16 protein-coding genes are annotated in these 23,233 nt (G+C 70.8%); 9 read left to right on the forward strand and 7 right to left on the reverse strand.

All coding sequences use genetic code 11. The features are described from left to right. Positions 1–139: 139 nt before the first annotated feature. Positions 140–3,607 (reverse strand): S41 family peptidase, encoded by a 3,468-nt coding sequence (locus ACX80W_RS11645; RefSeq protein WP_459283419.1) that lies wholly within the window; start codon positions 3,605–3,607, stop codon positions 140–142. An 84-nt stretch (positions 3,608–3,691) separates the two neighbouring features. On the opposite strand from ACX80W_RS11645, the gene ACX80W_RS11650 reads away from it, so the two are divergent. Next, entirely contained in the window at positions 3,692–4,585 is an 894-nt protein-coding gene (locus ACX80W_RS11650; protein WP_459283421.1) for a TIGR01777 family oxidoreductase, read from the forward strand. Between the two features lies 1 nt (position 4,586). Here ACX80W_RS11650 and ACX80W_RS11655 read toward each other — a convergent pair whose 3' ends face one another. Next, positions 4,587–6,737, reverse strand: a complete 2,151-nt coding sequence (locus tag ACX80W_RS11655) for a serine/threonine-protein kinase (RefSeq protein WP_459283423.1) — start codon at positions 6,735–6,737, stop codon at positions 4,587–4,589. A gap of 118 nt (positions 6,738–6,855) precedes the next feature. On the opposite strand from ACX80W_RS11655, the gene lipB reads away from it, so the two are divergent. The 3 genes from lipB (at position 6,856) to ACX80W_RS11670 (ending at position 9,417) form a co-directional block, all read left to right on the forward strand. Beyond that, the gene (gene lipB, locus ACX80W_RS11660; RefSeq protein ID WP_459283425.1) at positions 6,856–7,578 is read left to right on the forward strand and encodes a lipoyl(octanoyl) transferase LipB; all 723 of its coding nucleotides are present in this window, start codon (positions 6,856–6,858) and stop codon (positions 7,576–7,578) included. Then, the gene (gene lipA / locus ACX80W_RS11665; RefSeq protein WP_459283427.1) at positions 7,575–8,576 is read left to right on the forward strand and encodes a lipoyl synthase; all 1,002 of its coding nucleotides are present in this window, start codon (positions 7,575–7,577) and stop codon (positions 8,574–8,576) included. The genes lipB and lipA overlap by 4 nt, the downstream gene beginning before the upstream one ends. An 88-nt stretch (positions 8,577–8,664) precedes the next feature. Then, positions 8,665–9,417, forward strand: a complete 753-nt coding sequence (locus ACX80W_RS11670; RefSeq protein WP_459283429.1) for a DUF4191 domain-containing protein — start codon at positions 8,665–8,667, stop codon at positions 9,415–9,417. A 178-nt stretch (positions 9,418–9,595) separates the two neighbouring features. On the opposite strand, the gene ACX80W_RS11675 is transcribed toward ACX80W_RS11670, so the two are convergent. After that, the gene (locus tag ACX80W_RS11675; protein ID WP_459283431.1) at positions 9,596–10,033 is read right to left on the reverse strand and encodes an RDD family protein; all 438 of its coding nucleotides are present in this window, start codon (positions 10,031–10,033) and stop codon (positions 9,596–9,598) included. Positions 10,034–10,327: 294 nt separating this feature from the next. Between ACX80W_RS11675 and glnA the strand changes: the two genes are divergently transcribed. The 3 genes from glnA (at position 10,328) to ACX80W_RS11690 (ending at position 14,876) form a co-directional block, all read left to right on the forward strand. Beyond that, positions 10,328–11,752: a type I glutamate--ammonia ligase gene (gene glnA / locus ACX80W_RS11680; protein WP_459283433.1), complete on the forward strand. Its 1,425-nt coding sequence runs from the start codon at positions 10,328–10,330 to the stop codon at positions 11,750–11,752. A 369-nt stretch (positions 11,753–12,121) separates the two neighbouring features. Then, entirely contained in the window at positions 12,122–12,334 is a 213-nt protein-coding gene (locus ACX80W_RS11685) for a hypothetical protein (protein ID WP_459283435.1), read from the forward strand. Between the two features lie 394 nt (positions 12,335–12,728). Next, entirely contained in the window at positions 12,729–14,876 is a 2,148-nt protein-coding gene (locus tag ACX80W_RS11690) for an acyltransferase family protein (protein ID WP_459283437.1), read from the forward strand. Positions 14,877–14,987: 111 nt separating this feature from the next. Here ACX80W_RS11690 and ACX80W_RS11695 read toward each other — a convergent pair whose 3' ends face one another. The 3 genes from ACX80W_RS11695 to ACX80W_RS11705 form a co-directional block, all read right to left on the reverse strand. Next, positions 14,988–16,190: a hypothetical protein gene (locus tag ACX80W_RS11695; RefSeq protein WP_459283439.1), complete on the reverse strand. Its 1,203-nt coding sequence runs from the start codon at positions 16,188–16,190 to the stop codon at positions 14,988–14,990. Between the two features lie 377 nt (positions 16,191–16,567). Continuing rightward, the gene (locus tag ACX80W_RS11700) at positions 16,568–19,576 is read right to left on the reverse strand and encodes a bifunctional [glutamine synthetase] adenylyltransferase/[glutamine synthetase]-adenylyl-L-tyrosine phosphorylase (RefSeq protein ID WP_459283441.1); all 3,009 of its coding nucleotides are present in this window, start codon (positions 19,574–19,576) and stop codon (positions 16,568–16,570) included. 27 nt (positions 19,577–19,603) lie between these two features. After that, complete coding sequence (locus ACX80W_RS11705) at positions 19,604–20,944, reverse strand: glutamine synthetase family protein (protein ID WP_459283443.1); 1,341 nt, start codon at positions 20,942–20,944, stop codon at positions 19,604–19,606. 220 nt (positions 20,945–21,164) lie between these two features. Here ACX80W_RS11705 and panB point away from each other — a divergent pair, with 220 nt between their 5' ends. Next, positions 21,165–22,037: a 3-methyl-2-oxobutanoate hydroxymethyltransferase gene (gene panB, locus ACX80W_RS11710; protein ID WP_459283445.1), complete on the forward strand. Its 873-nt coding sequence runs from the start codon at positions 21,165–21,167 to the stop codon at positions 22,035–22,037. Between the two features lie 15 nt (positions 22,038–22,052). Here the strand turns inward: panB and ACX80W_RS11715 are convergent, their stop codons facing one another. Continuing rightward, on the reverse strand, positions 22,053–22,217 hold the full coding sequence (locus ACX80W_RS11715; protein WP_459283447.1) for an SPOR domain-containing protein: 165 nt from the start codon (positions 22,215–22,217) through the stop codon (positions 22,053–22,055). Positions 22,218–22,347: 130 nt separating this feature from the next. Between ACX80W_RS11715 and map the strand changes: the two genes are divergently transcribed. Then, positions 22,348–23,226, forward strand: coding sequence for a type I methionyl aminopeptidase (gene map, locus ACX80W_RS11720; RefSeq protein WP_459283449.1), 879 nt, complete (start codon positions 22,348–22,350; stop codon positions 23,224–23,226). Positions 23,227–23,233: the final 7 nt, after the last annotated feature.

Here is a 23,233-nt window from a genome sequence, read left to right on the forward strand (position 1 = left end):
GGGAACGCCGCCCTTTGGCGTTGGCCGCCTTTTTTGCCGTGGACCCGTGCGGCCGGCCCTGGGGATCGGTCCGGGTCCATCCCCGCCGCGGCACCTCCCCTGCCCGGCGGCCGGGAGGCACCGGGCAGGGGTGGTGCGGTCAGCGGCCGGGCCGGGCCGGCAGCGGCGCCGGACGCAGGGACGGGTAGCCCTCCCGCGCCGGGGGGACGTCCGTGGGCAGCTCCGCCAGCATCTCCTTGAGCGTGGCGACCCCGTGCTCGAGCTGTGGGTCCTCCCCCGCGGCATGGGCGTGCGGCGGGAAGGGCACGTGGATGTCGGGGTCGACGCCGTAATTCTCCACGCCCCAGCCCGCTCCGCCGGTCATCCAGAAGGAGTACCGCGGCTGGGTGACGGAGGTGCCGTCGGCGAGCCGGAACCGCCCGTCGATGCCCACCACCCCGCCCCAGGTCCGCGTGCCGATGACCGGGCCGATCCCGCGCAGCTTGGCGACCTGCGTGATGATGTCGCCGTCCGAACCGGCAAACTCGTCGGCGAGGAGGACGACCGGCCCGCGCGGGGCGTGCGCGGGGTAGGTGGCGGGCTGCTCACCGCGGGGGAAGGCCCACGCGGTGACCTTGCGCCCGATCAGCTCCGCCACGAGCTGTGAGGTGTGCCCGCCGCGGTTGCGCCGCACGTCGACGATGAGGGCGTCGCGGGCGGTCTCACGGTCGAGGTCGCGGTGCAGCTGCGCCCACCCGTTGGCCACCATGTCCGGGATGTGGAGGTAGCCGAACCGCCCGCCCGAGGCCGTGTGCACGATTGCGCGGTTGCCGCTGACCCAGTTCTGGTAGCGCAGCCGCTCCTCGCTGCGCAGGGGCACGACGGCCACGCGCCGGGTGGTGGCCGCGCCGCCGCCGTCGTGCCGGGTTACGGTCAGTTCCACCGTGCGGCCCGCCGACCCGGTGAGCAGGACCGACGGCCCGAACCCGGCGGGGACGGGCACGCCGTCCACGGCGTCGATGATGTCCCCCTCGGCGACGGCGACGCCGGGAGCGCTCAGCGGGGAGGAGGCCTGCGGGTCGGAGGACTCGCCCGCGAAGATCCGACGCACGGTCCAGCCGGCCTCCGACGGCGCCAGGTCGGCGCCGAGGAAGCCCTGGGCACCGCCGGGTTCGGCGTTCAGGGCAGGGCTGACGTAGGCGTGGGAGGTTCCCAGTTCGCCGTGGAGCTCCCAGAGGAGGTCCACGAGGTCATCGTGCGACCCGATCCGCTCCAGCAGCGGACGGTATTTCGCGCCGACCGCCTCCCAGTCGAGCCCGCCCAGGTCGGAGGTCCAGAAGAACTCGCGCTGGAGCCGCCAGGTCTCCTGGTAGGCCTGCTTCCAGACGCCCACCGGGTCGAGCAGCACCCGGATGCGCTCCAGCCCGACCTCCACCCGGTCGGGCGAGTCGGGCTCGACCCTGCCCGAGGTGGGCACCGCGGTCACGCTGCCCTGGCGGATCACCACGGCCGTCGACCCGTCCCCACTGACGCGGTAGGAGTCCGCCTCGGCGGCGAGGACCTCGACGGTGCGCCGCTTGAGGTCGAACCGTTCGAGCCGGCGCGCCGGCTCCTCGTCGGTGGTGGTGGCGCGGCCGTCACCGGTCACTCCTCCGGCCTCCCCGGACGTCCACAGCAGGGCGCCCTCAACCGCGGCGAGGGATTCGTAGCGGCCCTGGGCCACCGGCACGGCGATGATGCGTTCCCCGATGCGGTCGGCATCGACGCGCACCTCGGCGGGAACTCCTGCCGGGGTGTCCCCGTCCTGCTCCGCGGGGGCCGGTTGCGGGGAATGCGCGGCCGGGCCGAAGGGCGAGGGGGTGTCGGCGGCGAGCGCCACCAGGAAGGGCTTGGTCGAGGCGGGGAAACTGAGGTCGAACCGGTGGGTGTCGTACACCGGGTCGAAGCTGCGGGCGGACAGGAACGCGAGGTACCGGCCGTCGCGGGTGAACACCGGGGCGGAGTCGCGGAACCGCCCGTCGGTGAGGTCGTGGACCTCGGCGCCCTTTTCGACCCGCGCGAGCCGGATGCGGGTCCGCGCCCCCTCGGTCGTCACGGGTTCGGCCCAGGCGACCCAGCGGGAATCCCCGGAGAAGGAGACGTCGTCGATGGCGCCGTGTTCGGACGAGGCCAGCGGGAAGAACGCGCCCGATGCGACGTCGAGCACCAGCAGTCCGCCGAGTTCCCCGGCGACGGCGACGCTCGCCCCGTCGGGGCTCACCGCCAGCTCGCTCGCGCGGAACGGGCCGTCGAAGGCGAACGAGCGCAGCAGCCGGGCCTCCGGGGCGTCCTGGGCGGCCAGAACGGTTGCCCCGGGGTCTCCGGACCCCTGCCCGGGCTCTCCGTCGTCCCCGGCGGCCCGCACCGCGGGGCTCCCCTGGGCGCCGGAGGCGGGCACCGGCGCGGGCAGGGCGGTGCCGCCGTCGGGGCCGCGCTCCGGCCCGGAGGACACCGGTGGCTGCGGGGCGGTGCCGGTGGCGCCCCCGGGCCGGGCGGCGTCGAAGGCGCTGCGGATGTAGAGGGACTCCTCGCCGCCGTGGTCGGCGACATAGACCACGCTGTCCCCACCCAGCGGCCGACCCAGGCGCGCCCGCACGCCGGGGGCGCCCTCGATGACCCGGGAGGGCCCGTCCCGGTGGGTCAGCCAGTGGAGCGTGCCGTGGGTCTCGACGACGCTCGCGTCGCCCGTCGGGACCGGGACGGCCGCGGCGAGGTGCCGGGCGGCGTCGAGCATCACCGGCCGGCGCGCGGTGGAGGCCGATCCGAGCTGGATGTCGAGCCGCACCGGCTCCGCGCCCTCCTCGAGGGAACCGAGCAGCCACAGCTGCCCGGCCGATTCGTACACGATCCGCTGACCGTCGGCCGCGGCGTGGCGCACGTAGAACTCCTCATGGTCGGTGTGCCGGCGCAGGTCCCCGCCCTGCCGGTCCACCGAGTACAGGTTGCCGTACCCCTCGTGGTCCGACAGGAACGCGACGCGCCCGCCGATCCACATGGGGTCGGTGAGGTTCCCGTCGAGTTCGGGCACGAACCGGGAGAAGTTTCCGCCGCCGTCCGGGTCGATCCACAGCTTCCCGGCCGTCCCGCCCCGGTACCGCTTCCACCAGGCCTGCTCGCGGGTCATCACGCTGCCGATGATCACCGGGCGCTCATCGCCGAGGGCCTCACCGTGCACAACGGTGTCGACCGGCCCGTACGGCAGCACTGTCTGGGCGGAGCCGTCAAGGGGAACCCGGTAGGCCCAGGACAGGCGGGGGTCCTCATGCCGGTACGCGCTCGTGGCGAGGACCTCGCCCTGCGCGGTGAAGCCCTTCACCCGGGTGCTCTGGTGCCCCCAGAAGGTCAGGCGCCGGTAGCCACCGCCATCGGTGTCCGCGGCCACCACCTCGGGGGCCCCGGCCTGCACCACGGTCCAGGCGATCACCGTGCCATCCGGGGAGAACCGGGGGTTGCGGGCAGGCAGCTGCATCGCCGAAATACGCCACGCCCTCCCGCCCGAGAGCGGTGCCACCCAGACGTCGTTTTCGGCGACGAAAGTGACGAGATTTCCGGACAGATGCGGAAAGCGCAGGTAGTTTGAGGATCCCATTGACCGATTGTAGCCACAGGCCACCAACACGGCCGTTGACGCCGCCATGTTCCGCCCGGGCGCCCCGGATGGTTCCATGGGGGCATGCGTATTCTTCTCGCCGGGGCGTCCGGACTGATCGGCAAGGCCCTCCTCGGGCGGCTGCGGGACAACCATTCGGTCACCCGCCTCGTCCGGCGCGCTCCGGCGGGCCCCGGCGAGGCGGCCTGGGATCCCGCCCGGGGCGAGCTCGACCCGTCGCTGATGGAGGAGGCCGACGCCGTCATCAACCTGTCGGGCACGCCCATCGCCGGCGGCCTGTGGACGCGCAGCCATAAGGAGTCCCTGTACTCCTCACGCATCCGGTCGACCCGCACCCTCGTGGAGGCGATGCGCAGGGCGGCCAACCCGCCGGCCGTGTTCCTCAGCCAGTCCGCTTCCGGATACTACGGGAACCGCGGCGACGAGGTGCTCACCGAGGCCTCGGGCTCCGGCGATGCCTTCCTCTCCGACGTCTGCCGCCGGTGGGAGGCCGAGGCGGTCCGGACCCCCGACGGGGTGCGCACCGTCGTGACCCGCACCGGCATCGTCATGAGCCGGAGGGGCGGTGCGCTGCCGAAGCTTCTCCTGCCGATGCGGCTCTACGCCGGAGGCTCCCTGGGCGGCGGGCGGCAGTGGTGGCCGTGGATCACCCTTTCCGATGAGGTGCGAGCCTTCGAACACCTGCTCACCGCCGCCGTGGAAGGGCCGGTGAACCTGTGTGCCCCGCAGCCGGCGAGGCTGGAGACGATCCTCCAGGAACTCGGCCGGGCGCTGCACCGCCCGGCGCGCCTCCGGGTCCCGCAGAAGGTCCTCACCGTGGCGATGGGCCAGCTCGCCGAGGAACTGCTGTTGGCGAGCGCGCGGATGGACCCGAAGGTCCTGATGGCCTCGGGCTTCCAGTTCGAGGCCACGACAGCCGGCGACCTCGCCGAGCAGGTCGGGACCGGGCGGGTCTGACTCACCGGGCGGGCACGCCCTCATAGACCGAGGAAATCTTCCAGCCGCCCTCGTCCTGCAGGACGAAGACCAGCTCCTGCCGGTGCGGGGGAACCTCCGCCGAGACCGCGGCACCGGAGCTGTCGAGCTCGGTGTAGGCGGAGACCTCCACGGTGGCGGCCACCGCCGCCGTCCGGGGTGCGCCGCCCGGGGCGTCCGCGCCCCCGGCACCGCCGGCACCGCCCGCGGCGTCCGGCCCGTCCGGAGCTCCCGCGCCGCCCGGGGCGTCGGTTCCGCCGGCCCCTCCACCGCCGGCCTCCGCGCTGTGTGGGTCTCTGCCGGCACCGCCGCGCTCATCCGTCCCGCCGGGATCGCCGACCGGCGACTCGAGGGGTTTCGCCGCGAGCACCGTCAGCCGCAGCCCGGCCAGCCGGCGGCCGGAGTCGGCGAGCGTGGTGACCCGGCCGACGTCCTCGGCCATGGCCGGTGATCCGGCAACGTTCACCGCCTCCAGCAACGTGGGATCGGCCGCGGCGAAGGCTGCGGCGCGCTGCTGCGCCAACTGCGGCAGCGCCGAAACCGGGTCGGTTGCGGTTTCCGACCCCCGGGCCGCGGATCCCTGCGGTTCGGCTGCGTCCAGAGCACGGGGCGCGTCCGGCGGGGTTCGGCCACCGGGTGGCTCCGGGAGGTCCGATGGCCCCACCGTGCCGGGCCGCTTCGGGTTCGCCCGGGCTTCCGCGGCCTCCCGCGGAACCGGCCCCTCCCGGGGGTTGGGCTCGGTGCCCGGCCCCGGCCGCTCGCCGGCTCCATCACCGGACCCGGGGGCGTCCAGGTGCCCCTGCGTCACCGCGTCCTCCGGGTGCCCAACCACCGGGCCGGGCTGCCCCGCGGCCCCACCCCAGACAGCGGCGGCGGCCAGCACCGCGAGCCCGGCAGCCAACACCCACCGCGGGCCGCGCCGAGCGGTGGACCTCCGATCGGCCCTCCGGCCGGATCGGATCGGAGTCGCCGGCAGGTCCTTTCCCTTCCCCGGCCGCCGTTGAGTCCGCAGACCCGGCCCCTTCCCTTTCGGCCGCCCTGCCTGCCGGCCGGCGGGAGGCCGCCTGCCCTTCCCCGCAGCGATTCCCGCGCCGATCTTCCCCAGGAGCCCTGTCCCGGCCGGCGGCGACGCGTCGCGCCGGGTGACCAGCCGGGGGCGCACGTCCTCTTCCACTGCGTCGACGAGCTCGACCGGAACCGCCGTACCGGCCCGCAGGGTCACCCGCGCGAAGGTGTCGGCATCAGGGCGCTGCGCGGGATCCTCGGACAGGGCCTCCTCGATGAGGTCCACGAAGCCGGGTGGGACCTCCGGCACCAGCACGGACAGGGGCGGGCGCTGTGTGGAGGGCCCGGGGACCCGCCCGGTCAGGGCGAACCACGCGACCGCCCCCAGGGAAAAAATGTCGGCCTCGGTGTTCAGGTGCTCCGGATCCGGGAGGCAGGGATCGGTGAAGCCCGGCGTTCCGCCCGACGGCCGGCGTCCTTCACCGAGCCGCCACCCCAGCCCGAAGTCGCTCAGCAGCGGCTTGCCTTCCTCCGTGAACAGGATGTTGGAGGGGGTGACGTCCCCGTGGAGCACCCCATGGCGGTGCAGGTGGGCCAGCGCCTGCGCGACGGGGACCAGCACCGTGACCGCCTCGCCGACCGGCAGCGGCCCCCGGACGCCCACGAGGTTCGAGAGGGATCCGCCCGGGGCGTAGTCCATCAACACCCCGGCGCCCCGGCTCGTCGGCACGATCCCATGCACCGCGACGAGGTGTTCGTGACGGAGCCCGCCCGCCACCAGCACCTCCCGCAGCGCCGTCCCCTCCGGTGCGGCCCCGGGATCCCCTCCCTCCGGGAGGGGGCCGGCACCTTCCCCGGAGCCGACCTTCAGCGCAAAGATCGCGCCGTCCGCTGCGGTGACCAGCCAGACGGCGGAGCTGCCGCCGGTTCCGAGCAGGCGTCCGGTCCGGAAGCCCTCGACCGAGGGCGGGAATCCCGCAGCGGCGCTCCCCGTCCCCGTCCCGCCGGTATCGCCGCCGTGATCGGTGTCCCGGTCGCTGTCGCCGTCCGCGACATCGCCGTTTTGGGCGGCGTCGCCGTCGGCATCGCCGGGGTGGAAACCGTGCCCGCCGGTGGAGGAAGCGTCCATGGATTAAGTGTGGGTCCCCGGGGCCCTGCCCGGGCGGTTATCCACAGGACAGGCGGACAAGTTTCCGTTGCGGATTTTTCCGGCGCACTTTGCGGGAGGCGGGCCTTACCCTTAACGCATGACTCTCGAGTTCGCCAGGATCGGCCTCCACCCCGACTACGTCGACTACACGAGGGCATGGGAGCTTCAGCGCACCCTCCACGACGCCGTCGTCGAAGGCCGCTCCCCCAGCACCGTCCTCCTGCTGGAACACGATCCCGTGTACACGGCCGGAAAGCGGACGGAGGACCACGAGCGGCCCTTCGACGGCACCCCGGTGGTGGCGGTGGACCGCGGTGGGAAGCTGACCTGGCACGGCCCCGGACAGCTCGTCGGCTACCCGATCCTCGCCCTGCCCGAACCCACCCGGGTGTCCGACTATGTCGCGATCCTCGAGGACGTCATCATCGCCGTGCTGAAGGACTACGACCTTGAGGGCATCCGCATCGACGGCCGGTCGGGTGTGTGGATCGCCGCCGGAAAAGGACTGCCGGACCGGAAGATCGCGGCGATCGGCATCCGCATCAACCGGCGCGTCACGATGCACGGCTTCGCGGTCAACTGCAGCAACAGCCTGGCACCCTTCGAGCAGATCGTTCCCTGCGGCATCACCGACGCCGGGGTCACCACCATTTCGGCCGAGACCGGCCGGACCGTCACCCCGTCGGACATCGTGTCGCGCATCGAAGAGGAACTGCGCAAGAATGAGTCAGCATTGGTACTCGCCGACGAGGCCGGCACGCATCCGGACGCACCGATCGACAACGCTGGCGCCGGCCAGCCCAAAGGAGCTTTACTGTGAGCCTGGCCCCCGAAGGACGCCGCCTGCTGCGCATCGAAGCGCGCAACGCGGAGACGCCCGTCGAACGTAAGCCCGACTGGATCAAGGCGAAGGTCAATATCGGACCCGAATTCGTCGCCATGAAGAACCTCGTGAAGAAGGAAGGCCTGCACACGGTGTGCGAGGAGGCCGGCTGCCCCAACATCTTCGAATGCTGGGAGGACCGGGAAGCGACCTTCCTCATCGGAGGCTCCGAATGCACCCGCCGCTGCGACTTCTGCCAGATCGACACCGGCAAGCCGCAGCCGCTGGACCGCAGCGAGCCCTTCAAGGTGGCCCAGTCGGTGAAGTCGATGAACCTCCGCTACGCCACCGTGACCGGCGTGGCGCGCGATGACCTGCCCGACGAGGGGGTCTGGCTGTACGCCGAGACGATCCGCCAGATCCACAGCATGAACCCCGGCACCGGCGTCGAAATCCTCATCCCGGACTTCTCCGGGCGGCCCGAACACATCGCCGCCATCTGCGACGCCGCGCCCGAGGTGTTCGCCCACAACGTCGAAACGGTTCCGCGGATCTTCAAGCGCATCCGCCCCGCCTTCCGGTATGAGAGGTCCCTTGACGTGATCTCCCAGGGACGGGCGCACGGGATGGTGACCAAATCCAACCTGATCCTCGGCATGGGCGAGACGCACGCGGAGATCTCCGAGGCGCTGCGCGACCTGCACGCCGCAGGATGCGACCTGATCACCATCACGCAGTACCTGCGGCCGAGCGAACGGCACCTCCCGGTGGACCGGTGGGTCAAGCCGGGCGAGTTCGTCGAACTCCGCGAGGAGGCCGAGGAGATCGGCTTCCTCGGCGTCATGAGCGGCCCGCTGGTGCGCTCGTCCTACCGGGCCGGCCGCCTGTGGGCGCGTGCCATGCGGCGGAAGGGGCTCGAGCTCCCGCCGGAGCTCGCGCACATCGAAGACTCCGGCACCACCCTGCAGGAAGCCTCCGACCTCAAGGCAGGCTGACTGCCCGCAGGTTCAGCAGTAATCCCGGGTTTTCCCACCGCTTCGGCGCGGCCTGAGCGCGCCCGCTATCACGTAGAATTGAGCCACTATGTCGCACAGCATCAATCCCGAGGGATCCCCCGCGCCCAAACGGCGCCTTTTCTCCCGCAAGCCCAAGGCTGCAAAGCCGGCGAAGAAGGCCGGCAGGACCAAGCAGATCCTCGAAGTCTTCAAGATGACGAGGCGCAACGACCCGAACGTGGTCTGGCTGATGCTCCTTGCCTTCCTGGGCATCATCGCTGTCGGTCTGCTGATCGGCCTGCTCATCCAGAACGTCGTGACGTTGATGCTGATCGCGGTGCCGCTGGCCTTCCTGGCGGCGGTGTTCATCCTCTCCCGCCGCGCCGAGCGGGCCGCCTTCTCCCAGATCGAAGGCAAACCCGGCGCGGCCGGCGCCGCGCTGAGCGTGCTGCGCAGGGGCTGGATCCTGGAGGAACAGCCGGTCGCCATGAACCCGCGGTCCCAGGACGCCGTCTTCCGTGCCATCGGACGCCCGGGGATCGTGCTCGTCACCGAGGGACCCTCAGGACGCGTCAAGCGCCTGGTGGACGATGAGCGGCGCAAGATGGCGCGCATCGTCCCGAACGTGCCCGTCCACGTGATCCAGGCCGGCCGCGGCGAGGGCCAGGTGCCGCTGGCCAAGGTTGCCAAGACCGCCCAGAAGCTCAAGAAGTCCCTGACGAAGCAGGAAGTGTACGCGGTCGACAAGCGCCTGCGCGCCCTCGGTACCCGCCTGCCGATCCCCAAGGGTGTCGATCCATTCAAGGCCCGCCCGGACCGCAGGGCGATGAGGGGCCGCTAGGCTCCACACCTTGCCTGTGGCAGGAAGCTCCCGGATGTCCGGGGTTTCCTGCCACAGTGCTTTAAGGCCGGTGTTACGGGAGGCGGTGCCCGTTGCTGCGGCGCCGCGGGCTTCAGGTGCGGATCAGGCGCCCCGGGCGGATCCGATCCAGGTCCGGCGCTGCAGAGAGTGGGGCGGACTAGAACCGCACGAGGACGGTGCCGCGGGCGCGGTCGTGCAGGCCGCGCTGGTCCGCGTCGGCGATCAGTGTGGGAATCACGAGGCAGATCAGCACCGAGCGGATTGCGGCGGTCAGGAAGCCGGCGGGGCGGCCGTCGAGGGTCTGCACCTGCATCCTCAGCACCCGGTGTCCGATGCTGTAGCCGAAGAAGCCGACGAGGAGGATCTGCTCCAGGAGGAACAGGTATGTCGTGGCGAAACCGTCCCAGCCGAAGAAGGCCCCGGAGATGAGCGAACACAGCGCCCAGTCGATGAACAGGGCAAGCACGCGGGGGCCCACCCGCGCGATCGAACCCGGACCCGCCTGGGGACGCCCAAGCCGCTGCCCGGGCCAGTCCTGGGCTCCGGAGGAAGGAGGTCCGTTGAGCCAGGATCCGAGGTCGTTTCGATTCACCACAGGCCCAGTTTACCGGCGCGGTGCGCCCCGCAGGTGCCGCGGGCACCGGGCGGCGTCCCGGGCCGGGCGGTGCGGGCGCGGCCCCGGGGATTCCGGGCGGGCAGGCTAGGCTGAAAGGACTGCCTATTAAGTAACGTGCCGGAAACAACAGTGACACCAGAGGGAAACTGCGCGCTTCTACAGTTGTAACTTGTCGGCTGCAGCAAGGCACTGCCCGTGTGTCCGCTTCCTGTTGACGCGGACACCCGACGACGCCGGGCCGTTACCCAAGCTATGCGTAAGGAGCATCAATCCATGTTCAAGAATGCGGACGAAGTCCTCAAGTACATCGCTGACGAAGAGGTGAAGTTCGTCGACGTCCGGTTCACCGACCTGCCCGGGGTGCAGCAGCACTTCAATGTGCCGGCGAAATCGGTCGACGCCGACTTCTTCATCCACGGCCAGCTGTTCGACGGCTCGTCCATCCGCGGCTTCCAGGGCATCGCGGAATCGGACATGCAGTTGATCCCCGACGTCACCACGGCCTTCATCGACCCGTTCCGGGTGGAGAAGACCCTGGCGCTGAACTTCTCGATCGTGAACCCCCGCACCGGTGACCCGTACCACCGCGACCCGCGCGGCGTCGCCGAGCGCGCGGAGGCGTACCTGGCCTCCACCGGCATCGCCGACACGGCCTTCTTCGCCCCCGAGGCCGAGTTCTTTATCTTCGACAACGTCCAGTACGAGTCCTCCCCGCAGGGAAGCTTCTACAAGGTCGACTCCATCGAGGCCCCGTGGAACAGCGGCCGCGAGGAGGTCGGCGGGAACCTGGGCAACAAGACCCCGTTCAAGGGCGGCTACTTCCCCGTCTCCCCGGTCGACAAGCAGGCCGACCTCCGCGACGCCATCTGCGTCGAGCTGGACCGGGCCGGCCTCGAGGTCGAGCGGTCCCACCATGAGGTCGGCGGCGCGGGCCAGGCCGAGATCAACTACAAGTTCACGACGATGACCCACGCTGCGGACGACCTGCAGAAGTTCAAGTACATCGTGAAGAATGTCGCGAACGCCTGGGGCAAGTCGGCGACCTTCATGCCCAAGCCGGTCTTCAACGACAACGGCTCGGGCATGCACTGCCACCAGTCCCTCTGGACCGGCGGGCAGCCGCTGTTCTACGACGAGCGCGGCTACGCCGGCCTGTCGGACACCGCCCGCTGGTACATCGGCGGCCTGCTCAAGCACGCCTCCGCCGTCCTGGCCTTCACCAACCCGACGGTGAACTCCTACCGCCGCCTCGTGAAGGGCTTCGAGGCCCCGGTCAACATGGTGTACTCGCAGGGCAACCGCTCGGCCGGCATCCGGATCCCCATCACGGGCTCCAACCCCAAGGCCAAGCGCATCGAGTTCCGGGCTCCGGACCCCTCGTCCAACCCCTACCTGGCGTTCGCGGCCCAGCTGATGGCCGGCCTCGACGGGATCAAGAACCGGATCGAACCGGCCGACCCCATCGACAAGGACCTCTACGAGCTGCCTGCGGAGGAAGCCAAGGACATCCAGAAGGCTCCCGGGTCGCTGGAGGAGGCACTGCTCGCCCTCGAGGCGGACAACGAGTTCCTGCAGGCAGGCGGGGTCTTCACCCAGGACCTCATCGAGACCTGGATCGCGTACAAGCGTGAGGTGGAGATCTTCCCGCTGTCGCTGCGCCCGAACCCCTACGAGTTCGAGCTGTACTACGGCGTCTAGCCGGAATCTCGGGGCCTAGCGGGTAAGTGCCCGCCGTCGGCCTCGAAGTCCCCACGGAGCGCCCCGAAGGCCCCTCCGCTCGCCTGAGCGGAGGGGCCTTCGGCAATTCCCCGCCGAGTCCGCAGCTCACCACGCTTCGTCCCCGGCAAAGGGTGGTGAGCTGCATTCTCGACGGAGGCTGGCGGCCGCGCGCGGGCGGCACCCACCGCCACTTTTGGTTCTCCCCCACCGAATCAGCAGGTCACCACGCTTTGGACCAGGCAAAGGGTGGTGAACTGCAGTCTCGGCGGCTATGGCGGACGGAGCCGACCGGGCGATTGAAGGTAGGGCGAACCTGTTCAAACCGGCGGTTCGGCGCAACAATCGACCATGGAGAAAACATACGAGGTCGAAGTCGAGCTGGATGCGGGTGCAGAGGTGGAGGACAGCAAGGTCCTCGCGGTGGGGGCGGCGCAGATCCAGACCCTTGCCGCTGCCGACGGCCACTCGCTGACCGACCAGGAGGTCCTGCAGGGCCTCCACGCGGAGCGGGTCGCCCCCGGCAGCAATAAATGCCGGGTCTCCAAGACCATCCGGTTCTGACCCCGTAATCCCGCCCCGCGCGGATTGCACACCGGGTGCGCCCTGACGGCGCGGCGGGCCGGGCGCCCCGGATTACCAGGCGCATGCCCCAGCACCGGGCACAGATGCGCAATCGCGCAGTGTCAGAGGAGTCGCTCCGGGTGCGCGGACGGGCCGGGACCCCAGCCAAACCGTGATGCGGAACCCCCGCACTGCCGCGGCGCCCTGACACAGCACAGCCGGGATTTCCACCGAAATCTGCTGCGCCGCCGCGCGGGCCGTCGATGAAAGGATAGGCACACGCCAGGGGCCGGACGTCGGTGGATCCAGCGACCCCGAATTGGCTTGAAAGCACAGCACCCTTAGAATTTTCCGAGCGCCGCAAAAACCGTTCGACGGATGGAGGGGTCGGTTAATGAGCAACGCCGTGCGCACGATGGCGCCCCCGGCCAGCCGCACGACGCGCGCCAAGGAGGTCCGCAGGGACGTCCAGGGCCTCCGGGCGGTCGCCGTGCTGCTCGTGGTGGTCGCCCACCTCTGGCCCGCGTGGCTTCCCGGCGGCTACGTCGGGGTGGACGTGTTCTTCGTCATCTCGGGTTTCCTGATGACGAAGCACCTGCTCTCCGAGCTGGGGCGCACGGGCGGCGTCCGGCTCGGAGCGTTCTACCTCCGCCGCATCAAGCGGCTCCTGCCCGCCGCGTTCACGGTGGCCCTGGTGTCCCTGGCCGCGGCCTGGATCTTCCTGCCCTTTCCGCGGTGGGCCTCCCTCGCCTGGGAGACCATCGCCGCCACCGCCTATGTCGAAAACTGGGTCCTCGCGGACAAGTCCCTCAACTACTCCGCCGACAACGCCGCGCCGTCCACGGTGCAGCACTACTGGTCCCTGTCGGTCGAGGAACAGTTCTACCTCGTCTGGCCCCTGGTCCTGCTCGGCCTTTTCCTCCTCGCCGCCCGGTGGAGGCTCCCTTCGGTACCGGTGGTCCGGGCCGGCCTGGCGGTCCTCGGCGGACTTTCCCTGCTCGTCTGCATCCACCTGACGCACACCAGCCCCAGCGAAGCCTACTTCGTCACGCAGACGAGGGTCTGGGAGTTCGCCGCCGGCGGGCTCGTGGCGACGGCCGCCCCGTTCCGGCTCTTCGCCCGCGGACGGCCGGGAGGGCTGGGTCTGGGCCTGAGCGGCGCCGCGCAGGTGCTGGGGCTCGGGCTGATCCTCTTCGCGGCGGTGAACTTCACCGAGGACACGGCCTTCCCTGGTGCCGCCGCGCTTCTGCCGGTGACCGGGACCATGCTCGTCCTGGCCTCCGGACCGCATCATCCGCGGTGGTCCCCGAACACCGCGCTGGCGGCTCCGCCGGTCCAGTTCCTCGGGGATATTTCCTACTCCCTCTACCTGTGGCACTGGCCGCTGATCGTCCTGGCCCCCAGCGTCCTGGACCGGGACCCCACCCTCGCCGATGAGGTGCTGCTGCTCGTCGTTGCGGTGGCCCTGGCCGCGCTGACCAAGTCCCTGGTCGAGGATCCCGGCCGCACCTCGCTGCTTGCCGGTGCGCCCCTCGGCCGCGTGCTCGCCCTGACCGCCGCGTCGATGGCGGCCGTCTCCGTGGTGGCCGCGGCCATGATCGTGAGCGTCGAGCGGGCCGAACGCGACCACAGCGCGGTCCTCAAGGACGCCTCACGGAGCTCCTGTTTCGGCGCCGGCAGCCTCCAGCCCGACCGGCTCTGCCCGGATCCGCTGGGGCTGCCCGCCACGGAGGTGGTGACCGCCGCCGAATCCTATGAGAGGCCCGCCCCGGAATGCGGGCGGGCTGCCGACCCCCTGTGGATCAAGAAGGCGAACCGGCTGATCGAATGCGACTTCGCCGGCGGTGCCGAGCCGGCCGCCACTGTATGGCTGGTGGGAGATTCCCACGCCGAGCAGTGGCAGGCGGCGATCTTCGAACTTGCCCGGCAGAACCGCTGGGTCGTCAAGAAGAGCGTCGTGGACGGCTGTCCGGTTGTCGATGTGCCCCGGGTGGCGTTCAAGGGAAAGCCGACCACCAGCGAGGCGTATCGGAAGAAGTGCCTGAAGTGGAGCGGGGAGGTCTCCGAGCGGATCACCGCCGAAAAGCCGGAACTCGTTTTCGTTTCGTCCTTCGGTGTGGTGGAGGAGATCGGTGACGGGACCGGCCGCCCGCAGTTCGAGCAGTACCGTGACGGCTTCGCCCGCCGGGCCCTGCCGTGGGCGGAGGCGGGCAGCGAGGTGTTCGTCCTGCGGGATACGCCGCTGACCCTGAACCGCACCACGTCCGAGTGCCTGGCGCACAACTCCACCGACCCCCGTGCCTGCTCCAACGACGGCGCCGACGCGCTTCCCGCCGACCCCCTTGCCGAAGCAGCGAAGGCGGCCGATGCGGACCGGATCAAGGTCCTCGACCTGTCGGACCAGTTCTGCCCCGACGGGCGGTGCTACGCCTCCATCGGTGGAGCGCACGTCTACTACGACGACAACCATGTGACCTCCACCTATATGCGCTCCCTCGCCCCGGCCCTGGCCGCGGATCTGGAGGCAAGCCGGGCCGGCTGAGGCCTTCACGCCGGGTCCGGAGGACGGGGCCCACCGGGCACCGCGTGCCCGGCACGAAAAACCGCCGCCCACCGAACTGGTGGACGGCAGCCTTCAAGGGTCCAAACCTGCTCAGCAGCGGTTGCGCCGCTGTTCCGCCGTCGCGGGGTTCTTGTGGCAGGTCTGGCCGGTGGTGCGGGTATCGGTGGTGACGATCGGTGCTCCCGGGGCCTCGGTCTCCACCACGAGGGGATCGATGTCCTCACGGGTCACCGTGACGGTCGGCTCGGCGGGGACCGTCGCCGTCGTCACGTCCTGCCTCGTTTCACCGTCGGTGGCCGTGATCACCGGAGCGATCGGGGTGCAGACGACGTCCGATTCCGGCTCGCCGGGCCGGGTCCCCGTGGTCAGGACCGGAGTACCCGGAACCTCAGCCATTGTGATCACCGGATCTCCCGGGGCGGTCGACGTCGACGCGGCCGGCGTGCCCGGCTGCGCCAGCCCGTTGGACTTGTCGAAGGTGAACGTCGTTCTCGTCGTGGTGGTTGTCCGCGTTGTCTGCTGGGTGGTCGTCGCCGTTCGTTCCGTCTGCTGCGTCGTCGCCGTCGCGATCTGCGTCTGGTAGGTCGTGGTGGTGCACGATTCACGCGGCTGCGAACTGGTGGACACCGCGGTGACCGGCGTGGTCGTCGTGATGAGCGTCTCCCGCGGCTGGGTGGTGGTGGTGACCCGCTCCCGGGGCGTGGTTGTCGTGGTGACAACCGTGGTGGGTGTCGTCCTGGTGGTCAGGACGGCCCGGTCGCACTTCTCGACGGGCTTGGCCGACCGGTCATTGTTGACCCGGCGGCAGTTGGTAGTGATCGGCTGCTCGGTGGCCGTGGTCGTGCCGTGCTCCGTGCGGGTGGTGGAGGTCGGGGCCCCGGCGACGACGATGTCCTCGCCGGTGGCCTCACCCGCGTCGCGGTCCTCCTCGGTGACGACGGGGGTGCCGGTCCGCTCGGTTTCGACGACGGTCGCGTCGCCGGCATCGCGCTCCTCGATTGACACGTCGGGGTTGGGCTGGCGAACCGGCTGCGATGTGTCCACGGTGACCGGATCGCCGGCAGGGCGGTCCCCGCCGAACGTGGTCGTCGGACCGCCATCGGGAACGGCGGGGCCGACGACCACCGTGGTGACCGTGCAGGTCTGATTGTTGCCCCTGCCGCTGAATTCACCGTTCACTGCGGCGCAGGCGGCCCGGCGGTCGTCCTCCGGCGCGGCGAAAACGGGTCCGGCTGGTGCCAATGCGACGACGAGTCCGAGCGCCGTCGTGGCTACCACTGATGAGAAACGCATAATGAGCCCTTTGCTTCGGGGAGAGCCCGCGCGCGCGGGATGCCCCGACCGTAGGGTTGCTGATCAATCGGCGGCAATCGAATCGAAGCCCGTTTGAGGAGTTCGGGTAGTGCAATGACCGTTAACGGGTAGTTACCTCAAGCATCCAATGTTCGGGCGGGGGCACTACTCAGGTCCCCGGAGGCGGCCGATGGAAGCGGCGTCTACGTACTCCGTGACACCCCGCTTCGCGCATGGCCGCACCACCCCCGGCTGCCTGTCGAAGAACCTGGACACCCCGCGCGAGTGCTCGGTCGAGCGGAGGGAAGCGCTCCCTGCCGGCCCGCCGGCCGCGGCGGCGCCGGCCGCGGCTGATGCCCGGGCCGCCCGGTCCGGAATCAGGTTCCGTAGAAGTTGCGCTCGAAGATGGCCCGGCTCCGGCGGGTCAGCCGCAGGTAGTCCTCCTCGAGTCCGGCGCCCCTGCCGGGCCCGTAACCGCACCAGCGCGCCACCGCCTCGAGGTCGCGGCGGGAGGACGGCAGCACGTCCGAGGTGCGCCCGCTCCAGATGACGTTGGCCGCGCGCAGCCTGCTCGCCAGCAGCCAGCTGCGCCGCAGGGTCTCCACCTCGGCGGCCGGCAGCAGCCCGGCCGCCTCCACGGCGTCCATGGCCTCCAGCGTCGAGGCGGTCCGCAGGGCGGGAACCGCGGCGGCGTGCCGCAGCTGCAGGAGCTGGATCAGCCATTCGACGTCGCTGAGGGCGCCCCGGCCCAGCTTCAGGTGGCGTGAGGGGTCCGCCCCGCGCGGGAGGCGTTCGCCCTCCATCCGCGCCTTGATCCTGCGGATTTCGCGCTCGTCGGCCTCGGATAGCGACGCCGGGTACCGGATCGGGTCGATGAGCGCCAGGAAGTCGGCCGCCAGCTCGTCGCTGCCCGCCATCGGCCGCGCCCGCAGCAGGGCCTGCGCCTCCCAGATCAACGACCACCTCTTGTAGTACTCGCGGAAGGAGTCGAGGGAGCGCACCATCGGTCCCTGCCGGCCCTCGGGGCGCAGGGCCGCGTCGATCTCCAGGACCCGCTCGGCCAGCACGGGCGGCCTGCCGGGCTGGGTGAGGTTGGCGGCGAGCTGGGCCACCACCTTTTCGGCCTGGCGCTGCGCCGCGGCCGGGTCGGCACCCGGCAGCGGCCGGTGCACGTACAGCACGTCGGCGTCGGAGCCGTAGGTGATTTCCCGCCCGCCCTGGCGGCCCATGGCGATGACGACGACGTCGGTGAGCCGGGACTCGGAGGCGTGCACGGCGTTCTCGGCGACGTGGAGGGACCCGAGCACGGCGGCCCGGTCGGCGTCCGAGAGCGCGGTGCCCACCTCGGCCTGGGTCAGCAGTCCGGCACTGTCGGCAATGGCGATGCGGAGCAGTTCCCGCCGGCGGATGAGGCGGGTCAGCCGCATCGCATCCGGCGGCTCGGGGTGGCGCGACATCTTGGACCGGATTTCCTGCCACTGGGAGTCGAAGGAATCCGGCACCAGCTCGCGGTCCGATCCGAGCCACTTCGTGGACTCCGGGGAGACCTCAAGCAGGTCGGTGATGAACCGGCTCGAGGACAGCACGTTGCACAGCCGCTCGGCGGCGGCCTTGGAGTCCCGCAGCATCCCGAGGTACCAGTGGCTCTCCCCCAGCGACTCGCTGAGGCGGCGGAAGCCCAGCAGGCCGGCGTCGGGGTCCACGCCGTCGGCAAACCATGCCAGGAGGATCGGCAGGAGCTGGCGCTGGAGCACAGCGCGGCGCCGGATGCCGCCGGTGAGTGCCTCGATGTGGCGCATGGCGCCCCTGGGGTCCAAATATCCCAGGGCGGCCAACCGCGCCTGGGCGGCCTCGGGGGTGAGCTGGACGTCCTCGACGCTGAGGTTCGCCGCGGTATTGAGCAGGGGCCGGTAGAAGATCGTCTCGTGCAGCCGCTCCACCAGCCGGCGGGTCTGCTGCCACTTCTCGACCATGCTCCGCGCGGTGGGGCGCACGCCGGCCTCCGCCCCCTCGGTCGAGCGGGCCAGCGCGTGGCGGGCCGCGTCGCCGTCGGGCATCAGGTGGGTGCGGCGCATCTGCGTCAGCTGGATGCGGTGCTCAAGGAGCCGCAGGTAGCGGTAGGCGTTGTCGAGGTCGAGCGCGTCAGCCCGGCCGATGTAGCCGGCGGCGCTGAGGGCCTTGATCGCCGTGACGGTGTCACGGACCCGCAGGCTCTCGTCAACGCGGCCGTGCACGAGCTGCAGCAGCTGCACGGTGAATTCGACGTCCCGCAGGCCGCCGCTGCCGAGCTTGAGCTGTTTGGGTTCCTCGTGCCGCGGAATGTTCTCGGTGACCCGCCGCCGCATCGCCCGGACCGATTCGACGAAGCCCTCCCGCTCCGAGGAGGTCCACACCAGCGGGGCCACCGCCTCCTCGTAGCGGCGCCCCAGGTCGGGGTCTCCCGCCACGGCGCGCGCCTTGAGCAGCGCCTGGAACTCCCAGGTGGAGGCCCACCGGGAGTAGTAGTTGAGGTGCGAATCCAGCGTGCGCACGAGCGGCCCGTCGCGCCCCTCCGGCCGGAGGTTGGCGTCCACCTCCCACAGGGCCGGTTCGGGCCCCGGCAAGTAGACCCCGCGCGAGATGCCGGTGGCCAGGGCCGTGCCGATCCGGCTGGCGAGGGCCTCGTCGAGGGACGGGGCCTCGATCACGTAGATCACGTCGACGTCGGAGATGTAGTTGAGCTCCCCAGCCCCGCACTTGCCCATGCCGATGACGGCGAGCCGGACGGCGGCGATGTCGGCGGCGTCGTAGGTTCCGGCCAGCTCGGCGCGGGCCACGGCGAGGGAGGCCTCGAGGGCGGCCGCGGCCAGGTCGGCCAGTTCGCGGGCCGCGGTGGGCAGGTAGTCGACGGGTGAGGGGTGGGACAGGTCCCGCACCGCCAGTTCGGTCAGGTGCCGGCGGTAGGCCGTGCGCAGGCGCTGGTGGGCGCCGGTGCCGGTCTCCCCGGCGACCGGGTTCTCCGCCTCCGGGTCGGCCCCGACGGAGGCCAGCAGGGAGGCCCGGAGCTCCTCCGGTGCCACGGCGGGGCCCCCCGGTGCCGGGGGGCGCACCGCATCGAGGTGCCCGGGGTGGCGCATCAGGAACTCCCCCAGCGCCTCCGAGGCGCCCAGCAGCCGGAAGAGCGCCGTGGCACGCGCCGGTTCCCGGGTCAGGAGGTCCGCCGCCGCCGGTTCGGCGGCCAGCAGGCGCACGCACGACTGGAGGGCCAGGTCGGGGCTGGCGGCGTGGCCCAGCGCGGCGAAGAGCACCTCCCCGTCGATGCCCGCCAGTTCGGGCGCCTCGAGGAAACGCGTGCTTTTTTCAAGGTCGGTGAAGCCGGCGCTGATGAGCCTTCCCGTCAGGCTCATCGGGCACCACCGGCCCGGCGGGTTCCTTTAGAGGATGCCCAGGTTGCGGCGCAGCTCATAGGGGGTGACCTCGATACGGTAGTCGTGCCATTCGGCGCGCTTGTTGCGCAGGAAGTTCTCGAAGACCTGCTCGCCGAGGATCCCGGCGACGAGTTCGGATTCCTCCATCGCGCGCACCGCGTCGTGGAGGCTCGCCGGCAGTGGGTCGTGGCCCATGGCGCGCCGCTCGGCGGGAGTGAGGCTCCAGATGTCGTCCTCCGCGCCCTGGGGCAGCTCGTAGCCCTCCTCGATGCCCTTGAGCCCCGCACCGAGCAGGACGGAGTAGGCGAGGTAGGGGTTCGCCGCGGAGTCGATGCCGCGGTACTCGATCCGGGCGGACTGCCCCTTGTTCGGTTTGTACAACGGGATGCGCACCAGCGCGGAACGGTTGTTGTGGCCCCAGGAGATGTAGCTGGGCGCCTCGCCCCCGCCCCAGAGCCGCTTGTACGAGTTGACGAACTGGTTCGTCACCGCGGTGAACTCCGGCGCATGGCGCAGGATGCCGGCGATGAACTGGCGGGCGGTCTTGGAGAGCTGGAACTCGGCGCCGGCTTCGAAGAAGGCGTTCGAGTCGCCCTCGAAGAGCGAGAAGTGGGTGTGCATGCCCGAACCCGGGTGTTCGGAGAAGGGCTTGGGCATGAAGGTGGCGTAGCTGTCCTGGGTCAGCGCGACCTCCTTCACCACGGTGCGGAAGGTCATGATGTTGTCGGCGGTCTGCAGCGCGTCGGCGTACCGCAGGTCGATCTCGTTCTGCCCCGGCCCGCCCTCGTGGTGGCTGAACTCGACGCTGATGCCCACCGATTCGAGCATGGCGACGGCGGTCCTGCGGAAGTCCTGGGCGACGCCGCCGGGCACGTGGTCGAAGTAGCCGGCCTGGTCCACCGGGACGGGGCGGCCGTCCGCGCCGAGCTCGGCGGACTTCAGCAGGTAGAACTCGATCTCGGGGTGCGTGTAGCAGGTGAAGCCCATGTCCGCGGCCTTCGCGAGGGTCCGTTTCAGCACGCTGCGCGGATCGGCGGCGGAGGGCTGGCCGTCGGGGGTGAGGATGTCGCAGAACATCCTCGAGGTCTGCTCCTTGTCGCCGCGCCAGGGCAGGATCTGGAACGTCGAGGGGTCGGGCTGGGCGAGCATGTCGGATTCGAAGACGCGGGCCAGGCCCTCGATGGATGAGCCGTCGAAGCCGAGGCCCTCCTCGAACGCCCCTTCGACCTCGGCCGGCGCCAGGGCGACCGACTTGAGCGATCCCACGACGTCGGTGAACCACAGCCGGACGAAACGGACATCCCGTTCCTCGATCGTCCGCAGTACGAATTCCTGCTGCCGGTTCATCCCTACCCTCTTTCCTGCCGCGTCTGCGCTGCGCCGAGCTGTTTCCTGCCGGCACCTGGTGGCCGGCCGAGCCGGAATCTCTCCATACTCTACTGATCCGGACGACCCACGTGCGTCCGCCGGTGCCCGCCCAGTATGGCGGGGCGATGTTACAGGGCGGTTACCGGAGGCGGCGGGCCCGGCTCCGGGATGCGCCAGGGGGTGAAGTAGGCTCGGATTCATGACTTCCGCCGAAATGCCCGCTCCCTACGGCACGGGGGCTTCCACCCCCGCGGATCCGGCCGCCCAGGCTCCGCGCCCCGCGAAGATCCGGACCCACCACCTCCAGCAGGCCAAGGCGGAGGGCCGGCGTTTCGCCATGCTGACGGCCTACGACCAGTACGCAGCGCAGATCTTCGACGAGGCGGGCATCGAGGTGCTCCTCGTCGGCGATTCCGCCGCCAACAACGTGCTTGGACACTCAACGACCCTGCCGATCACGCTCGACGAGATGGTGCTGTTCACCCGCGCGGTGAGCTCCGCGGCCCGCCGCCCCCTCATCGTGGCCGACCTGCCGTTCGGCAGCTACGAGGTCTCCCCCGCCCAGGCCGTCGGCTCGTCGGTGCGGCTGCTGAAGGAGGGCGGGGCGCACGCCGTGAAGATGGAGGGCGGCGCCCAGTACGCCGACACCGTGCGGGCCCTGGTCCGGGCCGGCATCCCGGTCATGGCGCACATCGGCTTCACTCCCCAGAGCGAACACGCCCTCGGCGGCTACCGGGTGCAAGGCCGCGGGGACACCGGCCGGGCGGTCCTCGACGACGCCCTGGCCCTTGAGGAGGCCGGCACCTTCTGCATCCTCATGGAGATGGTCCCGGCGGACGTCGCGGCCGACGTCGACGCCGCAGTGCGCGTACCCACCATCGGCATCGGCGCCGGCGCCTCGACGACGGGGCAGGTGCTGGTCTGGCAGGACATGGCCGGACTGCGGGGCGGCAGGCAGGCGAGGTTCGTCAAGCAGTTCGCCGATGTCCGCGGTGTGCTGGCCGACGCGGCCGCGCGCTACGCCGACGAGGTCCGCAGCGGTTCCTTCCCCGGGCCGGAGCACTCCTTCTAGCGGACGCGCCGGCGCTCAGTCCTCGTCGTCGGCGTCCCAGGCGCGGTTGCGCTGCTGGACCTTCTCGAGAGCGCGCTCGGCCTCCGCCCGCGTCTCATACGGGCCGATGAGCTGCTTCCAGTCGGACTGCGCGTCGACCTCGACCTCGTGGGTGCGCACATTGAACCAGTACTGGGGCATCGTTGTCTCCTCCTGCGTCGTGGACTTCCCGTCGGAAGCGGCCGGCTCCGGTGCCGGCCCTCCGGTGGCTGCGCCAGCCGGCGGGGAACCGCTTTCAGCTCTGAACCCCGCCACCTATAAGATCAAGGGTATGCCCCACAATCCTGGCACCGCACCCGTTGGCACGCTCCAGCGCGGCATGGTCAGTCCCCGGCGTCCCGTTCCCTCCGGCATCACCCGCCCCGAATACGTCGGCCGCAAGGCCCCGGCGCCCTTCACGGGCTCGGAGGTGAAGAGCCCCGAGACGATCGAGAAGATCCGCAAGGCCGGCCGGCTCGCCGCCCAGGCCGTCGAGGAGGTGGGCCGCCACGCCCTGCCCGGCGTCACGACCGACGCCCTTGACCGGGTCGGCCATGAATTCCTGCTCGACCACGGCGCCTACCCGTCGACGCTCGGCTACCGCGGATTCCCCAAGTCGATCTGCTCCTCACTCAATGAGGTGATCTGCCACGGGATCCCGGACGACACGGTGATCCGCGACGGCGACATCCTCAACATCGACATCACCGCCTACCTCGACGGCGTGCACGGCGATACGAACTCCACCTTCCTGATCGGCGAGGTGGACGAGGAATCCCGCCTGCTCGTGGAGCGGACGAAGGAGGCGCTGAACCGCGCGATCCGGGCCGTCGCCCCGGGGCGGGAGATCAATGTGATCGGCCGAGCCATCGAATCCTACGCCCGCCGCTTCGGCTACGGCGTGGTGCGCGACTTCACCGGCCACGGCGTCGGCGAGGCATTCCACACCGGCCTGATCATCCCGCACTACGACGCCGCCCCGGCCTACAACCGCGTGATCGAAACCGGGATGGTCTTCACCATCGAACCGATGCTGACCCTCGGCACCATCGAGTGGGACATGTGGCCCGATGACTGGACGGTCGTCACCCGGGACCGCAGGCGCACCGCCCAGTTCGAACACACCCTGGTGGTCACCGACACCGGAGCCGAGATCCTCACCCTTCCCTGACCCGCCA

This window comes from Arthrobacter melezitosi (assembly GCF_054511055.1).

Bases quoted from the DNA above. Each gene is read 5' to 3' on its own strand.
- ACX80W_RS11645 (WP_459283419.1), bottom strand. From the start codon at position 3,607: ATGGGATCCTCAAACTACCTGCGCTTTCCGCATCTGTCCGGAAATCTC.
- ACX80W_RS11650 (WP_459283421.1), top strand. From the start codon at position 3,692: ATGCGTATTCTTCTCGCCGGGGCGTCCGGACTGATCGGCAAGGCCCTC.
- ACX80W_RS11655 (WP_459283423.1), bottom strand. From the start codon at position 6,737: ATGGACGCTTCCTCCACCGGCGGGCACGGTTTCCACCCCGGCGATGCC.
- lipB (WP_459283425.1), top strand. From the start codon at position 6,856: ATGACTCTCGAGTTCGCCAGGATCGGCCTCCACCCCGACTACGTCGAC.
- ACX80W_RS11670 (WP_459283429.1), top strand. From the start codon at position 8,665: ATGTCGCACAGCATCAATCCCGAGGGATCCCCCGCGCCCAAACGGCGC.
- glnA (WP_459283433.1), top strand. From the start codon at position 10,328: ATGTTCAAGAATGCGGACGAAGTCCTCAAGTACATCGCTGACGAAGAG.
- ACX80W_RS11685 (WP_459283435.1), top strand. From the start codon at position 12,122: ATGGAGAAAACATACGAGGTCGAAGTCGAGCTGGATGCGGGTGCAGAG.
- ACX80W_RS11690 (WP_459283437.1), top strand. From the start codon at position 12,729: ATGAGCAACGCCGTGCGCACGATGGCGCCCCCGGCCAGCCGCACGACG.
- ACX80W_RS11695 (WP_459283439.1), bottom strand. From the start codon at position 16,190: ATGCGTTTCTCATCAGTGGTAGCCACGACGGCGCTCGGACTCGTCGTC.
- ACX80W_RS11700 (WP_459283441.1), bottom strand. From the start codon at position 19,576: ATGAGCCTGACGGGAAGGCTCATCAGCGCCGGCTTCACCGACCTTGAA.
- ACX80W_RS11705 (WP_459283443.1), bottom strand. From the start codon at position 20,944: ATGAACCGGCAGCAGGAATTCGTACTGCGGACGATCGAGGAACGGGAT.
- panB (WP_459283445.1), top strand. From the start codon at position 21,165: ATGACTTCCGCCGAAATGCCCGCTCCCTACGGCACGGGGGCTTCCACC.
- ACX80W_RS11715 (WP_459283447.1), bottom strand. From the start codon at position 22,217: ATGCCCCAGTACTGGTTCAATGTGCGCACCCACGAGGTCGAGGTCGAC.
- map (WP_459283449.1), top strand. From the start codon at position 22,348: ATGCCCCACAATCCTGGCACCGCACCCGTTGGCACGCTCCAGCGCGGC.